This is a genomic window from Sporosarcina ureae DSM 2281 (assembly GCF_000425545.1).
Classification (GTDB): Bacteria; Bacillota; Bacilli; order Bacillales_A; family Planococcaceae; genus Sporosarcina; species Sporosarcina ureae.
This window is the reverse complement of record NZ_AUDQ01000007.1, coordinates 104,075-125,559: the sequence shown is the minus strand read 5'-3', so window position 1 is coordinate 125,559 and position 21,485 is coordinate 104,075. Positions and strand designations below refer to the sequence as shown.

Annotated in this window: 22 protein-coding genes and 2 pseudogenes; 16 read left to right on the top strand and 8 right to left on the bottom strand. The window is 38.6% G+C overall.

Annotation, left to right across the window (positions count from 1 at the left end; translation table 11 throughout):
• Positions 1-5: 5 nt before the first annotated feature.
• Complete coding sequence (locus H605_RS0108775) at positions 6-752, top strand: ABC transporter ATP-binding protein (RefSeq protein WP_029053875.1); 747 nt, start codon at positions 6-8, stop codon at positions 750-752.
• A gap of 150 nt (positions 753-902) precedes the next feature.
• On the opposite strand, the pseudogene H605_RS17655 reads toward H605_RS0108775, so the two are convergent.
• Both H605_RS17655 and H605_RS0108765 read right to left on the bottom strand, forming a co-directional pair.
• Positions 903-1,523, bottom strand: a pseudogene (locus H605_RS17655) (aldo/keto reductase); the annotation flags it as partial.
• A 9-nt stretch (positions 1,524-1,532) separates the two neighbouring features.
• The gene (locus H605_RS0108765) at positions 1,533-2,744 is read right to left on the bottom strand and encodes an MFS transporter (protein WP_029053874.1); all 1,212 of its coding nucleotides are present in this window, start codon (positions 2,742-2,744) and stop codon (positions 1,533-1,535) included.
• 176 nt (positions 2,745-2,920) lie between these two features.
• On the opposite strand from H605_RS0108765, the gene H605_RS0108760 reads away from it, so the two are divergent.
• The 13 genes and pseudogenes from H605_RS0108760 to H605_RS0108705 all read left to right on the top strand — a co-directional run bounded on the left by H605_RS0108760 (position 2,921) and on the right by H605_RS0108705 (position 11,221).
• On the top strand, positions 2,921-3,280 hold the full coding sequence (locus H605_RS0108760) for a winged helix-turn-helix transcriptional regulator (protein ID WP_037561785.1): 360 nt from the start codon (positions 2,921-2,923) through the stop codon (positions 3,278-3,280).
• A gap of 39 nt (positions 3,281-3,319) precedes the next feature.
• On the top strand, positions 3,320-3,967 hold the full coding sequence (locus H605_RS0108755) for an O-methyltransferase (RefSeq protein ID WP_029053872.1): 648 nt from the start codon (positions 3,320-3,322) through the stop codon (positions 3,965-3,967).
• A 234-nt stretch (positions 3,968-4,201) separates the two neighbouring features.
• Complete coding sequence (gene hslO, locus H605_RS0108750; protein ID WP_029053871.1) at positions 4,202-5,065, top strand: Hsp33 family molecular chaperone HslO; 864 nt, start codon at positions 4,202-4,204, stop codon at positions 5,063-5,065.
• A gap of 273 nt (positions 5,066-5,338) precedes the next feature.
• Positions 5,339-5,647, top strand: coding sequence for a DUF3784 domain-containing protein (locus tag H605_RS0108745; RefSeq protein WP_029053870.1), 309 nt, complete (start codon positions 5,339-5,341; stop codon positions 5,645-5,647).
• 97 nt (positions 5,648-5,744) lie between these two features.
• Complete coding sequence (locus H605_RS0108740; protein ID WP_029053869.1) at positions 5,745-6,146, top strand: hypothetical protein; 402 nt, start codon at positions 5,745-5,747, stop codon at positions 6,144-6,146.
• A 72-nt stretch (positions 6,147-6,218) separates the two neighbouring features.
• The gene (locus H605_RS0108735) at positions 6,219-6,689 is read left to right on the top strand and encodes a hypothetical protein (protein ID WP_029053868.1); all 471 of its coding nucleotides are present in this window, start codon (positions 6,219-6,221) and stop codon (positions 6,687-6,689) included.
• 373 nt (positions 6,690-7,062) lie between these two features.
• A complete protein-coding gene (locus H605_RS0108730) occupies positions 7,063-7,512 on the top strand; it encodes a hypothetical protein (protein ID WP_029053867.1) in 450 nt (149 codons plus the stop codon).
• Between the two features lie 279 nt (positions 7,513-7,791).
• Positions 7,792-8,028, top strand: coding sequence for a hypothetical protein (locus tag H605_RS0108725; protein WP_029053866.1), 237 nt, complete (start codon positions 7,792-7,794; stop codon positions 8,026-8,028).
• Positions 8,029-8,166: 138 nt separating this feature from the next.
• Positions 8,167-8,370, top strand: a complete 204-nt coding sequence (locus tag H605_RS19665) for a hypothetical protein (RefSeq protein ID WP_335695472.1) — start codon at positions 8,167-8,169, stop codon at positions 8,368-8,370.
• Between the two features lie 54 nt (positions 8,371-8,424).
• A pseudogene (locus H605_RS19725) lies at positions 8,425-9,404 on the top strand (oxidoreductase).
• Positions 9,405-9,746: 342 nt separating this feature from the next.
• Positions 9,747-9,974: a DUF3953 domain-containing protein gene (locus H605_RS19720; RefSeq protein WP_037561783.1), complete on the top strand. Its 228-nt coding sequence runs from the start codon at positions 9,747-9,749 to the stop codon at positions 9,972-9,974.
• A 39-nt stretch (positions 9,975-10,013) separates the two neighbouring features.
• A complete protein-coding gene (locus H605_RS0108710; protein ID WP_029053865.1) occupies positions 10,014-10,460 on the top strand; it encodes a hypothetical protein in 447 nt (148 codons plus the stop codon).
• Between the two features lie 200 nt (positions 10,461-10,660).
• A complete protein-coding gene (locus tag H605_RS0108705) occupies positions 10,661-11,221 on the top strand; it encodes a hypothetical protein (RefSeq protein ID WP_029053864.1) in 561 nt (186 codons plus the stop codon).
• Positions 11,222-11,287: 66 nt separating this feature from the next.
• Here the strand turns inward: H605_RS0108705 and H605_RS0108700 are convergent, their stop codons facing one another.
• The 6 genes from H605_RS0108700 to mtnK form a co-directional block, all read right to left on the bottom strand.
• Positions 11,288-12,346: an acyltransferase family protein gene (locus tag H605_RS0108700; RefSeq protein WP_029053863.1), complete on the bottom strand. Its 1,059-nt coding sequence runs from the start codon at positions 12,344-12,346 to the stop codon at positions 11,288-11,290.
• 244 nt (positions 12,347-12,590) lie between these two features.
• Positions 12,591-15,011 carry a Lon protease family protein gene (locus tag H605_RS17640; RefSeq protein WP_081657894.1) on the bottom strand — a complete coding sequence of 807 codons (2,421 nt, stop codon included), beginning with the start codon at positions 15,009-15,011 and terminating at the stop codon, positions 12,591-12,593.
• Positions 15,012-15,559: 548 nt separating this feature from the next.
• Positions 15,560-16,072, bottom strand: coding sequence for a 1,2-dihydroxy-3-keto-5-methylthiopentene dioxygenase (locus H605_RS0108690; protein ID WP_029053862.1), 513 nt, complete (start codon positions 16,070-16,072; stop codon positions 15,560-15,562).
• 28 nt (positions 16,073-16,100) lie between these two features.
• Positions 16,101-16,754 carry a 2-hydroxy-3-keto-5-methylthiopentenyl-1-phosphate phosphatase gene (locus H605_RS0108685; RefSeq protein ID WP_029053861.1) on the bottom strand — a complete coding sequence of 218 codons (654 nt, stop codon included), beginning with the start codon at positions 16,752-16,754 and terminating at the stop codon, positions 16,101-16,103.
• Between the two features lie 15 nt (positions 16,755-16,769).
• Positions 16,770-17,963 (bottom strand): 2,3-diketo-5-methylthiopentyl-1-phosphate enolase, encoded by a 1,194-nt coding sequence (locus tag H605_RS0108680; protein ID WP_029053860.1) that lies wholly within the window; start codon positions 17,961-17,963, stop codon positions 16,770-16,772.
• Positions 17,964-17,983: 20 nt separating this feature from the next.
• On the bottom strand, positions 17,984-19,174 hold the full coding sequence (gene mtnK / locus H605_RS0108675) for an S-methyl-5-thioribose kinase (RefSeq protein ID WP_029053859.1): 1,191 nt from the start codon (positions 19,172-19,174) through the stop codon (positions 17,984-17,986).
• 254 nt (positions 19,175-19,428) lie between these two features.
• Here mtnK and H605_RS17635 point away from each other — a divergent pair, with 254 nt between their 5' ends.
• Together H605_RS17635 and H605_RS0108665 are read left to right on the top strand one after the other, a co-directional pair.
• Entirely contained in the window at positions 19,429-21,108 is a 1,680-nt protein-coding gene (locus H605_RS17635) for a glycerol-3-phosphate dehydrogenase/oxidase (protein ID WP_051210523.1), read from the top strand.
• A gap of 157 nt (positions 21,109-21,265) precedes the next feature.
• Complete coding sequence (locus H605_RS0108665; RefSeq protein ID WP_029053858.1) at positions 21,266-21,475, top strand: alpha/beta-type small acid-soluble spore protein; 210 nt, start codon at positions 21,266-21,268, stop codon at positions 21,473-21,475.
• The last annotated feature ends 10 nt before the right edge of the window (positions 21,476-21,485 follow it).

Genomic DNA, 21,485 nt, shown 5'->3' with positions numbered 1-21,485 from the left:
GGCAGATGTTAGAAGTATCAAATGTTTCGAAAAGTTATTTCAGTGGAAACCAGACGAGAAAGGCGTTGAATGGGATTGATATGACTGTAAGTAAAGGGGAAGTTGTGGGGTTAGTAGGGGAGAGTGGTAGTGGAAAGAGTACGCTCTCTCGTGTCGTGATGCAACTTGAATCAGCTGACGATGGTTCAATTGCATTCAACGGTCAACTAGTTACACGGAAAAACCGAAAGTCATTTTATCAAGCGAGCCAATTAATTTTTCAAAACGCATCAGCAGCGCTTAATCCTTCATGGACGGTGCGCGAAATATTGCTAGAACCTCTCCGTACGATGAAAGGAGATCGTGAAGCGCATATTCGACGAATGCTTGGAAGAGTTAAATTATCAGAGACGTATTTACATAGATATCCTTCAGAATTGAGTGGCGGTGAGCAGCAACGCGTCAACTTGCTTCGCTCACTGTTAGTTGAACCCGATTTGCTCATTTGTGATGAAATCGTATCCAATTTGGATCGATTGATTCAAAGAGAAATCATTGATCTGCTTCTTGAACTGAATCGGGAAATGGGTATGTCGATTTTATTCATTGCACATGACTTACCAGCTGTCATGTATGCATGTGATCGAATTTATGTCATGAAGGATGGCCGAATGGTAGACGAGAGTGTGAAAAAGGATGGAGTATTTCACTTTTCACATACGTATGCAAAGCGACTATTTGACTCTGTACTAGGCAATCGAATGAAGGAGTAGAATATTTTATACAAAACACCATTCTCGTTTATTATTTCATAGACTTCACAAGATAAAAACCTCCTTACCTTTGCGGTGAGGGGTTTTTCGTATAATTTTAAAAAACCGTCCAAGCCGTAATTCGGCTGGACAGTTTTCACTTTTTCTTGATTAAGAGAAATCGAAGTTGTCAGGATCTGGTCCGATTCGCTGATCTTGATTTAACTTATTGATTTGTTTCATATCCTCTGAAGTGAATTCGAAGTTAAACACATCCGCATTTTCAGCAATGCGATGGGCTTTCGTTGATTTGGGAATCGTTACTACACCATTTTGTAAATCCCAACGCAAAATTACTTGGGCTACCGATTTGTTGTAGCGATTTGCGATTTCTTGTAATTCCGCATTCCCTAGTAGCTCACCTAGCATGAGTGGTGACCATGCTTCAAGCTGAATGTCGTGCTTTTGGCAAAATGCCTGTACTTCTTTTTGGGATAAACGAGGATGGTACTCGACCTGATTGACCATCGGCTTGATTTTTGCATCTTTCATTAATTCTTCTAAATGATGCAGCTGAAAATTACTTACGCCGATCACTTTAGCTTTTCCTTCTTCGTACAAGGTTTCCAGTGCGCGCCACGCGTCTTTAAATTGACCTTCTACAGGCCAATGAATGAGGTATAGATCCAAGTAGTCAAGACCAAGTTTAGTTATACTCTCGTCAAAAGCTGCAAGTGTTTTTTCATATCCTAGTTCGCTATTCCATACCTTGGACGTGATGAATATATTTTCATGATTATATTACATCACCTCCTCCAGTGTAGGTACCGTTACATTGTCTCTACGCTCCAGCAAACGGCTAATGCCCGTTAAGATGGCTGCAAAGATCACCATACTTGCACCAATCCAAGGTGTATGAATAATACCGATTGAATCCGTAATGACTCCACCGAGATACGCACCAATGGCGATACCGGCATTAAAGGCAGCAATATTTATAGCGGAGGCTACATCGACTGCACTTGGAATGAATCGTTCCGCTAAGATGACGACATATACTTGGAGTCCTGGAACATTCATAAAAGCGAATATACCCATCAGTATAATAGTTATTAAGCCCGCCACTTTAAATGGTGCAGTGAATGTTAATACGAATAAAATGACGGCTTGTGCGATAAACATATAGAATAACGAATTTATTGGGTTTTTATTGGCCAGTTTTCCGCCAATCATATTTCCTATCGCGATTGCGATCCCGTAGACGAGCAAGATGAGTACAATCGTGCTTTGCTTAAATCCGTTCACTTCCTGCAGTAATGGAGATAAGTAGGTGAACACAACGAATGTTCCGCCATAACCTAAAGCTGTAATAGCGAATACTATTAGTAAACGACTATTCGTCAAAAGTTTTGCTTGATCCTTCAATGTAGTTGGTGCGCTCTGCCGTAAGTTTGAAGGAACTAGGAGGCTGTTTGAAATAAGTCCAATCATACCTATAATCACAATTAAAATAAAAGCAGAACGCCATCCTAACTGTTGACCGATAAATGTACCAAAAGGAACGCCTGTAATCGTAGCAACTGTTAATCCTGTAAACATGATGGAAATAGCACTTGCTCTACGATTTTCTGGCACTAAATCCGCTGCGATTGTAGCACCTATAGACATGAACACGCCATGTGAAAATGCGGATATGATTCGCGCAAACAGTAATACGCTTAGACTTGTTGCGGCTGCGGCTATACTGTTTCCGATGATAAATATGACCATGATCCAGATTAAGACGGACTTTCTAGGTAATCTAGAAGTTAAACTGGTGAGGATTGGAGCCCCAATCATCACCCCTACAGCATATAAGGTAATAGTTAATCCGGCTAGTGAAACAGAAATATCTAAATCTTGAGCGATGAGTGGTAATAGTCCGACACTCACAAATTCGGTAGTACCTATCGCAAATGCACTGATAACTAATGCAAGCAATGCAAATGTACTGCGTTTTTTATCAATTGACATTTTCTCACGTTCCTCCTACTAATAAGTTGCATGCCACATTCACGACATGAATACAGTTGATGTAGTGAAATGTACTTGCAAATGTTAGTATGAAGTATAGAAATCTAAAAGAGAAGTACGCACTTTAAAGTAATGTAGACACCTTTTAGTGCCTATCAAAAGAGGAGGCGATAGAAATGAGCAAAAAATATAATATTAGTGTGGAAGCAACATTGGAAGTAATAGGTGGTAAGTGGAAGTGTGTAATACTTTGTCATTTGACACATGGTAGAAAGCGGACAAGTGAATTAAAACGATTGATGCCAAACATTACACAAAAGATGTTAACTCAACAATTACGTGAATTAGAAGCGGACGGAGTGATCAATAGAATTGTTTATAATCAAGTACCGCCTAAAGTTGAGTATGAATTGAGTGAGTACGGCCAAAGTCTAGAAGCCATTTTAAGCTCGTTATGTGCATGGGGAGATGTACATATTACTAAAGTGTATGGGGATAAATCTAAAGTGCTGGCGGAAAGTGTGTTAAATGAATAATGCTGCATTCAATTGACTAGGTGGAGGAGAATTTATAAAATGAAAGTTATTAACCAATATATTGACCAAACCTTTGTTTCAACTGATCAAGTTCTAGAGGATGTGCTGTTATCAATCCAAGAAAATGGTATGCGTTCGATCTCGGTTTCTCCAGCGTCGGGCAAAACATTAACGATGCTCGTTTCGTTGACGGGTGCCAAAAATGTTCTTGAAATTGGTGCACTTGGCGGATATAGCGGTATATGTCTTGCGAGAGGATTTAACGAGGAAGGACATTTGACTTCACTGGAATTAGAGGAGTCATTTGCGACGTTAGCGAAATCTAATTTAACGAAGGCAGGATTTGGTGAACAAGTGACGTATAAGACAGGACTTGCTGTAGATAGCTTAAAAGCATTGAAAGCGGAAGGGAAAACATTCGATTTCTTTTTCATTGACGCGGATAAAGAAAATTACCAAAACTATTTAGACGGCTGTTTAGAGCTGGCTGAACCGAATGCGGTAATTGTAGCTGATAACGTGTTGGCGGGCGGTTCAGTAGCCAACCCGTCCTTCCTAGATAAGCAATACACAGAGAACATGCGGAAGTTCAATGAATACACAGCACAGCATCCTCGTTTGACGTCAGTATTGTTGCCGATTGGTGATGGATTGACGATATCGCAAGTTCAACCGGTACGTTCATAGAACTAAAAGTCAAAGCTAGCATGCAGACGATCTACTACCATCTGCATGCTAGCTTTTTTAATGGATGTATAGACTTAAACACTCTTTTTAGTGAGCGAAGTTGAACATTATGCATATTGAAAATCATATGATAGTATAAAAAGTCTCGATCCATTTGGAAATAATGTAACACCCGAAAAATTACGAGAAACAAAGCTCAACTAAACGTGTAGGGCTATAGAAAGGGTGTATAGAATGAATGACTATTTAGTAAAAGCGGTGGCGTATCAAAATCAAGTGCGCGCGTACGCCGTGAATTCAACTACAACAGTAGCAGAAGCACAGCGACGGCATGCGGCTTGGCCAACAGCTGCAGATGCCCTTGGACGTTCCATGACTGCTGGTTTAATTCTTGGCTCTATGTTAAAGGGTAAGGAGAAAGTATCGGTAAAAATTAATGGTGGCGGCCCACTCGGTACAATTATTGTGGATTCGAACGCAAAAGGTGAAGTTCGAGGATATGTCTCGAATCCCCAAATTGCCATAGAATTGAACGAAGTCGGAAAGGCAGTTGGAACGAATGGATTGCTAACAGTCTCAAAAGATGTGGGGCTGATGTATCCTTTCGTAGGACAAATCCCTCTCATTTCCGGGGAAATTGGTGAAGACTATACATCGTATCTTGCTAAATCTGAACAAACGATCTCTGCTGTGGGAGTAGGCGTGTTAGTGAATCCAGATTATACAGTTAAAGCCGCAGGTGGATTTATTATTCAACTCATGCCGGGCGCAGATGAGGAAGTAATGTTTAGGATTGAAGAACGAATGAAAATGATTGCGCCACTTTCTTCCATAATCGAAGAAGGAAGTACACCTGAACAAATACTTGAACACGTACTAGGATCGGAAAATGTCACGGTGTTAGAAAGTATGCCCGTTCAATTTCAGTGTCAATGCTCTCTGGACCGGATCTCCAATGCGATTATCAGTTTAGGCCGTGAAGAAATTCAAGACATAATTAACACGGACGGACACGCCGAAGCGAATTGTCATTTTTGCAATGAAACCTATTACTTCGATACCGAGCATTTGGAAGCACTGAAAGAAGTAAGTTTTTAATGAAATGAAAATTAGCACTTGTGCGAGAAACGGACATGTTTGTGTAAACATTCATGAACGTTCTTATACGGGTGCTTTTTATGTTGATTTGAAGATAATTACTGCGTGTTAGGTGTTGTAGTACGGACTATTGTATGGGCTTAGCAAATCTCTAGATATATAGTTCTACACGCGGAAATAGTTCACTAATCGAACTATTTGAATATGGGATGAAACTTTTATAGTATTCACTCGTATGTAAAGTAAGAAAGAATATCTAAGTGAGGGATCAATATGATAATAATGCTACTAGTTATCGGAGTGTTTATTGGTTTAGGAATTGTATTTATTAATGGCAAAGGTTCAATGTTCATTGCGGGCTACAACACTATGTCTCCAGTAGAGAAAGAAAAATATGATGTGGTTGCACTTTGTAAATTCATGGGGAAGATGATGTTTGCATTGTCATGTAGTATGGTTTTTTGGTTACTCAGTGATGTGTACAATAACAATTCCTTGTTCTACTTTGGTCTTGTTTTATTTATTGCCATCGTTGCATTTATGCTTTTTTATATGAATGCAGGAGACAGATTTAAAAAATAGAATAACTTCTACTCAAACAGTTACATGCTTTTAAAGTTATAGTTCAATAAAAGATCCAAATAACGCAATAACTAACTTTTGGGAGGCAGGTGTTTAGATGAATAAAAAGACGTTAAACATAATCGGATGGATTCTGCTTTTAGGAATTGGTGTTTCGTGGATCGCATTTGGTTATACAGAATGGTTTTTATTATTAGTGCCATTAACTTATATTTTATTTTCCATTTCTGATGGTAGTATTAGTAAATTGGAAAAAATAAAAAAGATTACAATTTCGCAACTTGTTTTAATAGTGATTGCATTTATTGTCTCGATTGGTATTGTGTTTGGTTTTATTCAACTAGCAAACTACTTGATCAATGATTTGTTAGGTTTAAAAGGATGGATCAAGACACTTAGTCAGTTTATAGCTATTATACTTTCGTTGATTCCTATTCAATTAGCTTTTGGCGGTGTTATATATAAAGTGATTGGTGATGTGAATTCTACAAAGGTATAACAAATCTTTAAAGATTCCATTCTAGCATCAGGTGTTTTTCAAGAATATGCGTACAACATGAGGAGTATGGTTATGGAAACGGAAGTTTTGTATTTTAAGAAACTTGAAGGCACAGTACTAGCTATTGATTATATAGAGTGGGCTTTTACTATGTTGCACAATCGAATGTCAACGCCATCTCTAAATATACTAGCTTCTCTAACAGAACCTTTGAATATATTTGAAGTAGAAGATTACTTTAATAGGGCTTTATATGAGCTAGACATTACGGAACCCTCTTACGAAGATAGTGCCAAATACTATGTACGATATTTGTTAAGACAAATCGTGGATGATCCACGATTAGCAATTGAAAATGCTTATAAGGTGTATACAATTGCGCGAGATCATTTCCTCGATGAAGAACAAGATCGTTGGTATGAAATTAGTGAATTAATTGATGATGTCTTATACGGAGATAATAGTAAAAACATCACGCAAGCATCTTTGAACCAATCTATTGTGCGATTATCCAACCAACAATTAGACAATTCTTCCTTTTAAGCAAACCAATTCTTGATTGTGGAAGTTTAGGCTACCTATCTAAAAGGTAGCTTTTTTATTTACAAAAGTAGTCATTATTAGAATTGAATAAAATAATTATACTATTTTACCAATTCTGTATTGTTTGTTATTGTAATAGAAGATTGTATGCTTAATGAATAAGAGTAGAAGTAAGTTATTAGGAGAAAAGCATGAGTAAGTTAAAACCAAATATGATTTGTGGGTTTTTTGGGGGATACGATTAATGCTTATTATAGGCATGTTGATCATTCCGTTGCCGAATGCAATTCATGAATTGGAAATGGAGCTCAGTTGACTAAAATGAACATTGAAGAAACCTTCTATAAAATTATATATAGATTAGAGTGAAGTTATGGATCGAATTAAGGTAGGAAGTTATGTACTTGAAATAGATGAAAACAAAACAAGGCAATTTTATGAAAAGCACCATTTTATCACGGAAGATTGTGACTGCGATTATTGTGCTAATTATATTTTAGCTTGTGACACATTCTCATCAGAAGTCAAACATTTATTTAATATACTGGGTATTGACCCGCGTAAAGAAGGTGAGATTTCCGAGTATATGGAAATGGATGATGGCACACATTTATACGGCGCATTTTATCATATTGTCGGTAAAATTATTGATGGACCGCAATTACAGCTACTGACTAATAGTGAAAAAGGAGTTTCGATACCTAATTGTGATGAGGTCGAAATAGATTTTAACGAAAAGGATTTAGATTTAGTTCCAGACGACTTTCCTAAGCCGACTGTTCAATTTGAAATACAATTAAATATTCCGTGGTTGTTAAGATAAGTAAAAACACTGAATTATATTCAGTTTTTTATGATCTTGTTCAAATTCAACTAAAGTTCCATCGCTTTCCTATAAAATAATATATCGATTCCGACAAAATAAAAACGTACCCATAACAGTTGATTATTCTTTCGGCATATATTTTATTGTGAAAATGCTCAAAGGTGTTCACATTCAATTAGTAATGAAATCTGTGTATTCGATTAATCGGAAAAACAATCCATATTTATTGCCAGAGAATGAAAGTACCGCTATGGAAATCAGTAAAGGGGGAGGGCTATGTTGAAAATACTGAATATAGCATTACCAATCACAGTCGTACTAGCAGGTATTATTATGCTAGTTACGAAAAGATTTGAATATATGATTTATTACGTATTGTTACTAGGTGGGTTTACTCTATTTACATCGATAAGAGATATACGTAAAAAAGAAGATGAAGGTCAAGCATACATGAATATCATAATTTTTGTGCTCCTTCTTATTCTATACATCTTTATTTTTGTATTGAACTAAACGGCGCAATTAAGGAATTTTTTATTCTACTAGTTTAAATGAAGTATGCAAAACCTGTTAAAATCTAGTTCACCAAAAATAACTTGATGTCATAATGGCTTTTCTATAATACTTGAAAAATAAGGAGACAAACGATAAATGAATCAATCTAAGTCCGTGTTGAGTAATTCTCTACAACTTCCAAACGGAACCATCATTAAGAATAGAATATTTAAGTCTGCCATGAGTGAAGCTTTAGGAACGGCTCATCAAAATCCGACTCCGGCATTGGTGACTTTATATAAAACTTGGGCTGACGGTGGCGCTGGTCTTGTTGTAACAGGTAATGTTATGGTAGATTGAAATGCTTTAGGGGAGCCAAATATCGTCGCAATAGAAGATGAACGGGATATAGAGATGTTAATGAAGTGGGCGAAAGCGGGAACTGAAAATGAAACCCACCTGTGGATGCAGCTTAATCATCCAGGAAAGCAATCACCGAAAATGATTTCAAAAGAACCTGTAGCCCCGAGTGCAGTGCCTCTTACAGGTGGGTTACAACGATTCTTCAAGGAACCACGTGCTCTCCAGGCGTCCGAGATTGTAGATATAATTAACCGATTTGGAGAAGCTGCAAGAATTGCGAAAAAAGCAGGCTTTACAGGTGTACAAACCCATGCAGCACACGGATACCTTGTTAACCAATTTTTATCCCCTTATCATAATCAACGTACAGATGAATGGGGCGGAACTTTAGCAAATCAATGAGGTTTTTGGAAGAAACGTATAATGAAATCCGGAAACAAGTAGGAAGTTCTTTTCCAATAGGTATTAAACTCAACTCTGCAGATTTTCAAAAGGGTGGATTCACTGAAGATGAGTCTATGGAAGTTCTTCGAAGAATGTCCGAAACAGGGATGGATCTCATTGAAATTTCAGGTGGGAATTACGAGAATCCGATCATGATGGGGGCAGATGTAAAAGAAACCACAATCAAACGTGAAGCATATTTTATAGACTATGCAAAAAAGGCTCAAAAAGTAATCTCTACACCTATAGTAGTTACAGGCGGCTTTCGTACTCAAAAAGGGATGGAGGAGGCTATTACCAACGGAGAAATTGATATGGTTGGAGTTGCAAGACCTTTTGCCTTAGTGCCGGACTTGGCAAATAAAGCTTTTACTGGTGGCTATGAAACCGTTCATACAAAACCGATTCGAACGGGGATTAAACTACTAGACAAGAGTGCTTCCTTATTAGAAATAGGTTGGTATGAACAGCAGTTAGCAAGAATCGGTAAATCTAAATCTCCAAACCCTCACCATAATGTTTGGATATCTTTAATACAAAGCCTTATAGGGAATGGTCGTAGTGTATTTTTAAAAAGGCGTGCATAGACGATTCCGTAATGGCGTGCAGTTCTTAACTATTCAAGAGTAATTGATTTAAAAAATAACATAAGATAGATGGATTGTACTTGTCTAATAAATTTCTAGAAAAGAAGTGAAATGTAAAGATGACTAAAAGAAAATTATATTGGACGCTACTCATTCCTAGTATTTTTATATTTGCGTTAGCAATCATCTCATTACCTGATAGCAAGAAAAATTATGCAGCGTGTATCCCGCTATTATTTTGGATTGTGAATTATAGTGTAATGAAAATAATGAAAATTAATACTTGAAATGATAAAGTGATCTATTATTTAAATCCGATTCTCATATGGAGGTTTTTACATAATGAATATAATAATTGCTATATTAGGAGTCATAGTAGCTTCTGTATCTAGCTACAGTTTACTAACTGGTGAAAATGTTACTTTGCCTTATATGCAGATTCTTTTGGGCGTGATGCTATTACTCTTGGGATTCAGTCAATTAAAAGCAAATAGAATAGGCTTAGCGATATTCCTATTCTTTGCAGCTGCATTTAGCCTATTCATAAACATTAACATCTTATTTAGGTAATAGACGTTTGGAGTATTCTACAGGAAAAGAGGTGGAGTGATGGAGTACTGGGATATAACGGTGAATCCTACGGGTGAGCTATATAGAAACATGATCAACGTGTTATGTGATCATTCGGATACATTTTATTTCGTCACACGGAAAGAACTTACTTATAATCAAGACATACTGGACCAATTCAAACCGTACACTACGGAAACTTATAAAACGAATGAGTGGGCGAATACGGTGACAAAAGGTCCGGCTGCAACCGTCTACGTGATGGAATCAAACGAAAGAACATGCGAGTTATTAAAACACCACGCCAATACTTTGTATGACTGGGTAGCTCCTCATTTACCTGAGGATTTAACCTTTATGAAGAATGGTTTTGCTTGGTTTTCCTGTACGACACATGAAGAATGTAGCGGGTTTACTATCCGTTCAGATTACTACAAAAATATAATGTGTGCTATTGAAGGTTTGAAAACACAGAAGTCGGAGTAATTCATAGTTGTGTTAGTAAAAAGTATCTGTGCTACAAAACAGACATGAATGTTTAACGATTCATGAAAGTTTTGTGTACGGATATTTTTTTATTAGTGAATAATGTATATTTGACTTTATTAAGTAAAAAATGTTAAGGATAAATACATTAAAGTAGATGGAATTCAGTAACAGTGGATACTCATTGGGAATAAATATAAATGATGAAAACATATCGATTGGAGGTATATAGTATAAAAAAATCGACTTTATACATATTTGCTATTTGTATCATTTTGTTAACGCCGATGATTGTTTTCGGAGATGTTCATTCTGGTTCAGTTGGCCATAATGATGAAGATGATCTTGGTGAAGAGATAGGGAAGTTTATGGGTTGGATGGGTATTGCTCTAGCTGCGGTGCCAGTTGCGCTTTATCCTGCTAAAAAAATCATACCTATGGTTGTGCGAAAAAGAAAAGAATTAAGGAATAGGTTAGTGTCACTGCTAGCTGCTCTGAGAAAGTTACATATGCCAATCGGAATTACCGTTTTCTCCATAGTTGCCTGGCACGGTGTTTTATTATTTTGGTCTGAAGGCGAGTTTGGTTTGGTTGAATGGATCGGCACGATTTCACTAGTTGCAGCTGTGATTGGTGGTATGTTCGGAGCATCGTATATGAAAAGGAGGAAAGCGAAACCTCTTCGCGATATCCATATAGGCTTGTTAACAGCGGCGATAATGATAGCTGCCGTTCATGTTTTATTAGCATGTAATAGTTAAAGCACCTGTGTCGGAAACTCTCATGAAGGTATAAACATTCATGAAAGTTTCGTGCACAGGTGCTTTTTACGTCACGGCGCGATTTGAACTGGCCTTTTTCTGTGAAAATCCACCGAGCAATAGCTTTCCATGTGGTAGAAACTTTTGGATAATGATCGAAACTACAATGGGAACGAATAAACCGAATGCGGTGAATCCAATGACCCCATACGTAAAGTAATCATTTAATAAAATATCTGTAAAGATATGCAAATACATAATGGTCAAGGAATGCTTTTCAATTTTTTGTAGCCAATTTAACGATGATTTAGCTGCTATGAGTTGGAAAATACCAACCAACACAACTGTAAAAGAAAGCGGGATGATCAAGTCTAAGACGAAATGGTCGTAGCGTAAAAATTTCATACTCAAGTGATAGTCAATGACGTTATAATTATCGAGTAAAACGGCTGATATACTAACGAGCACACCAGCAATCAACCATTTATGCGAGACATTCATCCAAAAACTCTTCAAGTAATAGCCGAGTGAAAAATAGACAACTGCCATCAGTGCGACATCGATGTTCCAAATCATCGGGATCGTTTGCGCCGCTTCAGATGGGGAACCCCCAATGACATGCATAGCGAACAAGCTTTCAAAGTGGGCGATACTATAAAAAACGGCTAATATAATAAGTTGTTTCGTGCGGTTAAAGTTTTTAGTCATCCATAAGAAAAACAAATACGTAAAGAATAGCGTCGTAACAAACCAGAATACACCATAGGCCCCCCGTACAAAACGTCCGCCGACAACAAGTGTCCACATATCATTTACATACCATGATAAGTCTTTGTTGCCCGAACCAATCTCTATCCCGTAACGGATTAGCGTAATGCTGACGAGGAAAAATAAATAAGGAACAATCAACTGCATGAACCGTTTTTGAATCGAAATTTTCATTAAACTTTTTTCAACTACAGGCTTGAAAAACAATCCGCTTAAAATGAAGAAAGCTGGCATGTGAAACCAGTAAATATACTTAACAAGTGGGAAATCCAACTGTCCAGGATAATGTCCAATGACGACAAGAATCATTAAAAAACCTTTGGTGACATCTACCCAGGTTAAACGTTTCTTATTCATAATCAGGCTCCTCGAGAAAACTATCGTACATTCATTGTACAACCTTTCGTCAACTTTGAAGGAGATGTAACAGAAATGACTTGAAAATGTAAGCTAATTGGAAATACATAGGAGTATTTTGGTGCTCTATTACTATTGACTGAATAGTGAGACGTCTCTGTAGTTTTGTAATCAAAGGATTGATCTGCACTAAAAACGCTTGTGAGGTGTAACCCTCACAAGCATTTCATACGCAGATCCTTTTTCATTTCTCCTGTTCTCTAGAAAACTCCATAAACATACGTAATTTCGCTGCAGCTTTTCCATAGACGGTTTCTATGTCATAGTCTCCATGTTCATTCGGATGTCCAGCCGGTACACCAGTTAAAATTTCTATTCCTTCTTCAATCGTGCGCACTTTATAAATATGGAACTGTCCAACACGAACAGATTCAATGACCTCGTCATTCAGCATCAAATTTTTCACATTTTGATGGGGGATGAGGACGCCTTGTTCACCTGTTAGTCCTCTACTTTTACATACATTATAGAAGCCTTCAATTTTTTCATTAACGCCGCCGATTGGCTGAATTTCTCCGTTTTGATTGACAGATCCAGTTACAGCTAATCCTTGCTTAATTGGTATTTCTGCCAGGCTTGAGAGAATTGCATATAATTCTGTGCTTGACGCACTATCACCATCCACGCCACCATAGGACTGTTCAAAAGCGATATGTGCAGTCAGTACTAATGGATACTTTTGAGCGAATTTTTGACCTAAATAGCCACCTAATATATACACACCTTTATTATGCGTGTTACCGCTCATTTGGCTTTCTCTTTCAATATTGACAAAGCCTTTCTTTCCCATAAATGTAGTGGCTGTAATACGTGAGGGTTTACCAAAATGATATTGCCCTAAATCATAGACTGCCAAGCCATTTACTTGTCCAATCTTCTCTCCAGTCGTATCAATCAAAATACTTCCTTCTTCAATACTCGCTTGAATTTTTTCTTCATATAAGTTCGAGCGATATCTCTTTTCCTGAATAGCTTTTTCAATATGTTTGGCCGAAACAAGTTCGTCTCCCATTATTCCTGCCCATGTATCCGCTTCGTAGAGTAATTCTACTTGTAAATTAAAGCGAGTGGACAATTTATTTTGATCGCCAGCGATACGCGAGCTGTATTCAATGATTTTTGCCACAGCTGTCGGATCAAAATGTCGAAGTTCGTGTTTTTTGCAATGGGTATGAATGAAACTTACTAGCCCTGCAATATTATCTTGGTTGTATTTCATTTCCACATCAAAGTCTACACGAATTTTAAATAGTTTACGAAAATCTTCATCATGATGATAAAGAACTTGATAAATATCCATATTTCCAATAATAATCACTTTTACATTGAGATGAATCGGGTCTGGATTTACGGATGCGGTAGCAATGATGCTTGCGTGTTCACCAATATTCTCAATTTGTAATTTATGGATCAATAATGCTCTTTTTAATCCTTCCCAAGACTGTCTTTTTGAAAAAATATCCTTTGCTTGAATGAGAAGATACCCTCCGTTCGCTTCATGCAAATAGCCCGGTTTAATTTTCGTGAAATCAGTACTCATGACACCCATTCGATTTTCATATTCCACTTTACCCATTATGTTATAAAAGGTAGGGTTGTCTGCTGATATAACAGGCATGCCTGTCGTTTCACTATTATCAACTAGCACGTTAATCGTATATTTTTTTAGCGCTTGATTTTCGTCTTTGAACAGATTGCCTAGCTGCTTTTCATCCTTTTTAGATGGACTGGGTAAAAACGCGTGAAAGTTATTAACGAGATCTTTTCGTACTGCTATAATATAGTGCATCACTTCAGGACAGTCTTTGTAGTTCTTTTTTAATTCATCAATATGAAAATCGATAGTCGTAATAGCCGTCTGATGATCAAAGCGTGCCAACGATTTTTTCAAATCCTGTTCAAAATGAAGTATGGTTTTCGTCGCATCTAGAATAATTTCTTGTAATTTGGCAGATTTACTTTCAATAGCTGCCAGTTGTTCCTCATTCAATAAGTTATAAGCTTCCTCACTTATAGGTTTTCCGTCCTCACCAATCGGAATTGTAGCAATCGTGGAATCGGACTGTTTAAGTATAAATCCATTCTCTGTAGCTATTTCATTGGTCTGTTTATACACTTGGTCCACTTGATCTTTATACTTTCGAATGATCGATGAACGATTCTCTAATCGATTTTCTTCATTAAAAGCAGTGGGGATATCTACTTTTAAATCCTTCAACAGGTCTTCCATCGATTTTTGAAGTTGCTTCCCCAATCCGACGGGAAGTTTTAGCACTTTAGGTTTGTACTCGTCTTCAAAGTTATTTACATAACACCAGTCAAAAAGGGTAGCTTCTTTCTTTGAAAAGTCATTTACGACGGTAGTGACAAACGAGGTTTTCCCGACGCCTTCTATTCCCGCGACGTATAAATTATATCCGGGTTTATTCACGTGCAAGCCAAAATTCATCACGGACCGCGCGCGTTGTTGACCAACAATATTTGTCAGCTTTTCTACTTGTTCTGTTGATTCGAATGAAAACATCGAGTAGTCTACCGCTTTTTTTAGATCTTTAGATTGTAACTCCGCTTGTAGTTTTATGGATTCTTCGTTGAAATTTGCCAATTAACTCACCTCACTCATTTTTACTCTCTATTCAGTACATACCCTTAACGGAGTTAGTACACACAATAATCAGATAAATTATTGCGGAATACAAGAAATATTAAATCACGGAAGTTATAGGTTTCAGCAATCATAATAAATAAAATAGAAAAGGTATTGCAAACGCTGAAATGCGCACAGCAACACCTTTTATTATTTACGGCAATATGTAAAGACTACGTACGAGAAAACGAGAAGCTTTTTCGGGTTTGGGCGAAGAATCCGTCATCGGGCGTGAGGAGTGTTTCAAATTATGCTGCGTAAAAAATAGAAAAGTGAGGGGAAGTGGGCCCGAATGCGTGCGTCAAGTCTACCAGTTATTTACTTTTAAGAAGTTGAATTGCTCGTTAGAGTTCAATTGTCATGTAAGGTGCTTCAGTCTGGTATTTTTTCGATTTATTACATATTTTTTCTGTGTAACCGTTTCCGTCTAATTTTTCTAGATATATCGAAAGCACCTTTTCTCATATGAGAAAAGATGCTTTTCATTTTGAACAGTAATTTTCAAATTAATACACTGCAACCCAGCCCTCAGGTGTAACGAAAATCCGAAGTGCAACTACTTGGCGATCTGGGGCCAAGGTGAAATAATGACGAATATTTTCAGGTACAGATATTAAATCACCAGGATCTAGATGCACTTCGAAAAAGCGCTGATCTTTACCTTGGATAACGAACACGCCATGTCCACTGACGATAAAACGGACTTCATCGTCGGTATGATGATGTTCCCGTTCGAAGTTTTTCAGCATTTCTTCAATATTCGGTGTGTCTTTGGATAACGAGATAACATCTGCCGCTTTGTAACCGCGGCGTTCAGAAATTGCGTCAATATCCGATTTGAAAGTGTGAAGAATCTCTTCTTTCTCAGAATCTGTCAGATTGAACTTTTCGCGGAGATGAGCAGGTAATTGATCAATCGGCCAGTGTTCATAAATAACTTCCTGTTGTGTTAGGAACTGGGTAACTTCTTGTTGTCCTTCAATCACTTCGTTCGTCCCTTGAATCGTAATCGTTGCCATATTAGTAGTCGCTCCTATCTATTTGAAATTACAGTTGTTCTTTCACAATATCGATGCAATCAGTAAATGTTTCAAAGCGCGTATAAGGAATGTCCAGTTTCTCGCAAGTTTCCGCTAAGAAGTCTCTTGCAATGACTACGTCAGCCAATTTCGCTGCTTCAAAATCTGTTACCGAATCTCCGATGACTATGCGTGTCTGTTGCTCGTCTGAGAGCTTGCGCATGATGGACGGTTTACAGCAACCACAATCTTGCTTTGTGCAGTACGCGTCACAAGCATGCGGATAATGGATCGCAATTCGTTCTTCGTCAAATGTCGCTTTGTTGCAATAGATATGATCGAAAGGTCCAAAACGCTCAAGCACAGGATGAACGAAAAAATCGATCCCGCCACTGACAACATAGAGTGGAATATTCTGCTCCCTCGTAAACTGAACAAAATCGCTGAATCCTTCTCTGATTTCTGCATCTCGCATTACGAAAGAGACAATGTCCTCTTGTAACGTACTCGGAATTAACGAAAACAGCTGACGTACACCATCTTGGATCGAAATATTTTGATGTAAAATATCATCTGTAATCTCTTTCCAGCCAGGCACTGCGAATTCTTTCATGATGCTAATGATATTATCTTTTTTCGTAATGGTTCCATCAAAGTCACAAAAAATAACTACTTTACTCATTGTTTACCCTCCACTTTACGTAACGTCGATAGTGCCCCAATGATCTAATGCGTGCCGCAAAGGGCTGGATGTTTTTGCAGCTTGTTGTAATGGAATATGTTCAACACTTGCATCGATTGCTGCGCGGAAAGCTTGTGCGCCAGGTGTTGGACCATCAGGGTGTCCAAAAATCCCGCCTCCTGCATTGATTACCAAGTTGTCACCGAAGTCTTCAAGCAACTGCGGTACCATTCCTGGATGAATACCAGCAGACGGCACGGCAAATGTTCGTTCAAGGCCATTGTCTTGTATTAACTCCTCATTAATCCCTAGCGCGTCTTTGCGTGAGATCGCCACATTTCCATAAGGACTCGGGAATAGTGAGAGGTCCCCACCAACGAGACGCGTCAACTTCCCAACGAGTAAAGGATAGGAAAATCCACTGCCAGCTTGACCCGCAAGTACACCAGACAATGCGGAGTGAGCCAGGATAGGTAAGCCGATGTTATCGTTTTCTCGTAGTGATTGTAGCGTATCTAGACCATAGGCATGCACATTAAATAGTAACGCGCTCGCACCTAGTTCGGTTGCGCGCTCTGCCTTTTCATGCAATTCATGAGATCTACCTGATAAATTGACGGCATATAAGGCATGTGCACCTGTTTTCTCATAATGATGATCGATTATGTCTTTAGCTATAGTTACACGTTTATGAAAAGGAGTTAATTCATTTTCGAAAAGAATTTCATCGTCCTTGATCAAATCGATACCACCCGCTAATAAGTCTTGGAGTTGAGTGGAGAAAAAGGATAAATCTCGTCCCATAACTCCTTTGAAAATCGCTTTTAATAGTGGGCGATCATAGACGCCGAGCTTTTCACGAATTCCATTGACACCAAAACGTGGGCCAGGGAATTGTGCAAGTAATGAATTGTCAAACTGCAAATCAATCAGTTCATAGCCTTCGAAAAAGGATAATTTACCGTACACGGTAGTAAAAATTGCCGGTAGATCCGCAGAAAAGTTAGCTGACGGATAAAAAATCGTCACCGTGTCTTTCTGTTCGCCTTTAACTACTGATACTACTTCACCTTTATGATGTTTCAATTGTTGCTGCTCAATATGGGGGATATCGGTCCATGAACCAATCGTCAACCCAAGCGCGTGTTGTTCTGCAATTTTTTCCTGATCAGGATGAGTAGGGAATAAATAGGTCGCTGTAACGCCCATCGAATTGCCTCCTTTAGTATTTATCTAGATGCTTGAAACCACTGACTTAATTGTTCTAACGAATGGATCTGTTTACGTTCCATAATCATATATTTTCCAAGTTCTAAAACTTTCTTTCTAGCGGCCATGCGCAAGTCTTCATCTTCTTCGGTATTCATATCTGGAATTTGTGCGATGCTGATTGCTCGTCGTACTAATTCACATCCTGCATAGCCAATGAGGTCAGTAAATATCTCTTCCATAATGATAGTGTAAAATCCATCAACTTTCGTATAGCGCTCATTTGTATTGTTCTGCCACAGATTTGAAAATGTTTCCACAAATGCATACCATGTTTCTTTGGCTTGTTCAAAACGCTTTTCCTTAAACTCAGGGAAGGCAATGCCATTCAAAAATAGATTGGCAATGAATTGTCCAAGGTCGAAACCAAATGGACCGAAAAGTGCAAACTCCGTATCGAAAATGACCGTTCGATTTTCTCCTGTGAAAATTGCACCGCTATGCAAATCGCCATGAATGAGGCCGTCCGATTTTGTCATAAATTTATGTTTAAGTTGAGCTACTTCAAGTAATAAGCGCTGATCCTGACTGAGGAATTTCACCTCGTTGCGCATACCGTCCTCACACTCATTGGTCTCGTGGTCGCTATAAGGCCAATCAAATACTAGTTGCTCAGTCAACTGCCGCATCTCTGGGTTCGCTAATCGTGCTTGTAGCTCCTTTTTATCAGAAGAAGGCATGTAGAAATCGGATGTTTTAAAAAGTACTTCAGCTGACATTTTGCCAATATCAGCCGCGAAATGTGCGGACTCACTTCCATTGATTAATGCAGTACGGCCAACTTCAAGTGGAAGCATGTCTTCCATCACGACGACCGCCATCACTACGTCCAGATGTAAGACGGAAGGAACACTTTTCGGAATGATTTTTTCGTAGAGCGCCATCACTTCCGCTTCAACGCGTACACGGTCAATTGGCAGAGGCATCGACTCACCGACAACTCGTGCGTAAGGAACTGCTTGTTTAAAAATGATGGACCTGAATTCATTATATAATCTATAAACGTGATTGATTTTGCCATCACTCACTTCGATTACTTTTATATCTTCAGGTTCAGGAAAAAGATCTAGGCTTCTAACATACTGTTTAATATCCTCGATTTCTAAAAAGCGATATGTAGTATATTTCTGTTCGTTGACAACTACGTCCATCCATACAACCTCCTATAGTATAAAAAAGACCAATCCACTAAGGGGATAGGTCTGTTACAAACAAATGTCTATCTCATGCTGTGGTAAAAGTCTACGCGCCGATTTTTCTAGTTGTACTATATGTGACAATAATTCCTACTAAATATGTAGAAATTATCACACGAATTAAATAGTTTGTCAATTAACTTTAAAAATATTCCGATTAGTTGTAGTATTATGCTATTGAACGAGTAAAGATAGGAGCTTGACTACATATGATTAATCAACAGCCTCGTTATAAACGAGAAGACATACTAGAAAATATACGAACAGAAGAATTTGATGTACTTATAATTGGAGGCGGTGTGACTGGAGCAGGTATAGCACTCGACGCAGCGAGCAGGGGGCTGAATACAGTGTTAGTAGAAATGCAGGACTTTGCAGCGGGGACTTCTAGTCGCTCTACGAAAATGATTCATGGTGGATTGCGTTATTTAAAAAAACTCGAATTTAAAATCGTTTCACAAACTGGACAGGAACGTGCGGTAGTTTATGAAAACGGACCCCATGTGACGACGCCCACATGGCTGCTGTTGCCCATTTATAAAGGAGGAACTTTCGGAAAGTTTAGCAGTTCGATCGGTTTACGTATCTATGATATGTTAGCCAAAGTAAAGAGGTCAGAACGTAAAAGTATGCTTTCAAAAAAACAGACATTACTGGCTGAACCAAAATTGAATCCAAAAGGTCTCCTTGGTGCAGGGAAATTCGTAGAGTATCGTTCAGACGATGCGCGCCTAACTATTGAAGTGATAAAAGAAGCTGTCCAGCACGGAGCATCGGTATTAAATTATACAAAAGTGGCAGACTTCGTGTATCAAGACGGAAAAGTGGCGGGAGTCGAAGCGGTCGATCAGCTAACAGGAAAATCCCGAGTGATTTGCGCGAAGAAAGTAATCAATGCGGCAGGTCCATGGGTCAATGAAGTCCGCTACAAAGATGCTATGCCTGATCATAAGAAGCTTCATTTGACTAAAGGTGTTCACTTAGTCTTTGATCAATGTGTATTTCCTTTAAAACAAACTATTTATTTTGATACACCAGACGGTCGCATGGTGTTGGCAATTCCGCGGGATGGCAAAACATACATAGGAACGACGGATACAGATTATCAAGGAAGTTTGACCGAGCCGCAGATCACACAGGCAGACAAAGAGTACTTGCTGAAGGCCATTCGTTTTGTGTTTCCGAAACTTGAGATTTCCGAAGAGCAAATTGAATCGGGTTGGGCGGGCCTTAGACCTCTCATACAAGAAGAAGGAAAGAGCGCTTCAGAGATATCCCGAAAAGATGAAATTTGGATCTCGGATTCTGGTTTATTAACGATTGCTGGCGGTAAGTTGACCGGGTATCGCAAAATGGCAGAAACGATTGTCGATCAAATCGCAGCAGATCTTCAGACTCAATATGGCAAGAAAGTGCCGTCTAGCCGTACAAAAAAGCTCCCTATTTCAGGTGGCCATGTAGGTGGTTCGAAAGCGTTTGAGACTTTCGTTCAGAGAAAGGTGAAAGAAGGGATGAGTCTAGGATTAACGGAGAAAACAGCTTATGCGCTCGTGACACATTACGGTTCGAACATACATGATTTGTTCGGCGTAATTCAAAACGGGAAGGCTGACGCGCAGAGAGCCAATTTACCGATCGAAATTTACGCGCAAGTGTGGTATTCCATTTCAAAAGAATTCGTTTGCACACCAGTAGACTTCTTCTGGAGACGTACGGGCGCATTGCTCTTTGACATCGACTGGGTCGATCAATGGAAAGAGCCTGTCATCGATTTCCTAGCTGTTCAACTTGGCTGGTCAAGTGACGTGAAGAAACAAATGACCGAAGAGTTAGAGCGGAGTAAACAATTGTGCATGGGAACACTAATAGAAGGGGAGACCCGTTCATAAGCCTACAACCTCTGCCAGCGTACTTGCGGTAGAGGTTGTTTATTTTCCTTGTACGAGTGCTCTTTATATGAAGTAAATAAAAAATAATGGTTTCTAAAAGTTTTTAGTATGTTTTCTAAAAAATTGCTCATTCTATTGTCAGAAGGAGGTGGACAACATGACAAACAACAACAACAGCAACTCAAACCAACTTTTAGTTCCAGGCGTACAACAAGCGATCAACCAGATGAAGGAAGAGATCGCTAACGAATTCGGTGTAAACCTTGGACCAGACTCCACATCGCGTGCCAACGGATCCGTCGGCGGAGAAATCACAAAGCGATTAGTGCGTCAGGCTCAATCACAAATGAACGGTTATACGAAGTAATCGGTTCTAA

What these genes read in the sequence shown, in the direction of transcription:
- H605_RS0108775 (WP_029053875.1), top strand. Translation starts at nt 6, where the DNA reads ATGTTAGAAGTATCAAATGTTTCGAAAAGTTATTTCAGTGGAAACCAG.
- H605_RS0108765 (WP_029053874.1), bottom strand. Translation starts at nt 2,744, where the DNA reads ATGTCAATTGATAAAAAACGCAGTACATTTGCATTGCTTGCATTAGTT.
- H605_RS0108760 (WP_037561785.1), top strand. Translation starts at nt 2,921, where the DNA reads ATGAGCAAAAAATATAATATTAGTGTGGAAGCAACATTGGAAGTAATA.
- H605_RS0108755 (WP_029053872.1), top strand. Translation starts at nt 3,320, where the DNA reads ATGAAAGTTATTAACCAATATATTGACCAAACCTTTGTTTCAACTGAT.
- hslO (WP_029053871.1), top strand. Translation starts at nt 4,202, where the DNA reads ATGAATGACTATTTAGTAAAAGCGGTGGCGTATCAAAATCAAGTGCGC.
- H605_RS0108745 (WP_029053870.1), top strand. Translation starts at nt 5,339, where the DNA reads ATGATAATAATGCTACTAGTTATCGGAGTGTTTATTGGTTTAGGAATT.
- H605_RS0108740 (WP_029053869.1), top strand. Translation starts at nt 5,745, where the DNA reads ATGAATAAAAAGACGTTAAACATAATCGGATGGATTCTGCTTTTAGGA.
- H605_RS0108735 (WP_029053868.1), top strand. Translation starts at nt 6,219, where the DNA reads ATGGAAACGGAAGTTTTGTATTTTAAGAAACTTGAAGGCACAGTACTA.
- H605_RS0108730 (WP_029053867.1), top strand. Translation starts at nt 7,063, where the DNA reads ATGGATCGAATTAAGGTAGGAAGTTATGTACTTGAAATAGATGAAAAC.
- H605_RS0108725 (WP_029053866.1), top strand. Translation starts at nt 7,792, where the DNA reads ATGTTGAAAATACTGAATATAGCATTACCAATCACAGTCGTACTAGCA.
- H605_RS19665 (WP_335695472.1), top strand. Translation starts at nt 8,167, where the DNA reads ATGAATCAATCTAAGTCCGTGTTGAGTAATTCTCTACAACTTCCAAAC.
- H605_RS19720 (WP_037561783.1), top strand. Translation starts at nt 9,747, where the DNA reads ATGAATATAATAATTGCTATATTAGGAGTCATAGTAGCTTCTGTATCT.
- H605_RS0108710 (WP_029053865.1), top strand. Translation starts at nt 10,014, where the DNA reads ATGGAGTACTGGGATATAACGGTGAATCCTACGGGTGAGCTATATAGA.
- H605_RS0108705 (WP_029053864.1), top strand. Translation starts at nt 10,661, where the DNA reads ATGATGAAAACATATCGATTGGAGGTATATAGTATAAAAAAATCGACT.
- H605_RS0108700 (WP_029053863.1), bottom strand. Translation starts at nt 12,346, where the DNA reads ATGAATAAGAAACGTTTAACCTGGGTAGATGTCACCAAAGGTTTTTTA.
- H605_RS0108690 (WP_029053862.1), bottom strand. Translation starts at nt 16,072, where the DNA reads ATGGCAACGATTACGATTCAAGGGACGAACGAAGTGATTGAAGGACAA.
- H605_RS0108685 (WP_029053861.1), bottom strand. Translation starts at nt 16,754, where the DNA reads ATGAGTAAAGTAGTTATTTTTTGTGACTTTGATGGAACCATTACGAAA.
- H605_RS0108680 (WP_029053860.1), bottom strand. Translation starts at nt 17,963, where the DNA reads ATGGGCGTTACAGCGACCTATTTATTCCCTACTCATCCTGATCAGGAA.
- mtnK (WP_029053859.1), bottom strand. Translation starts at nt 19,174, where the DNA reads ATGGACGTAGTTGTCAACGAACAGAAATATACTACATATCGCTTTTTA.
- H605_RS17635 (WP_051210523.1), top strand. Translation starts at nt 19,429, where the DNA reads ATGATTAATCAACAGCCTCGTTATAAACGAGAAGACATACTAGAAAAT.
- H605_RS0108665 (WP_029053858.1), top strand. Translation starts at nt 21,266, where the DNA reads ATGACAAACAACAACAACAGCAACTCAAACCAACTTTTAGTTCCAGGC.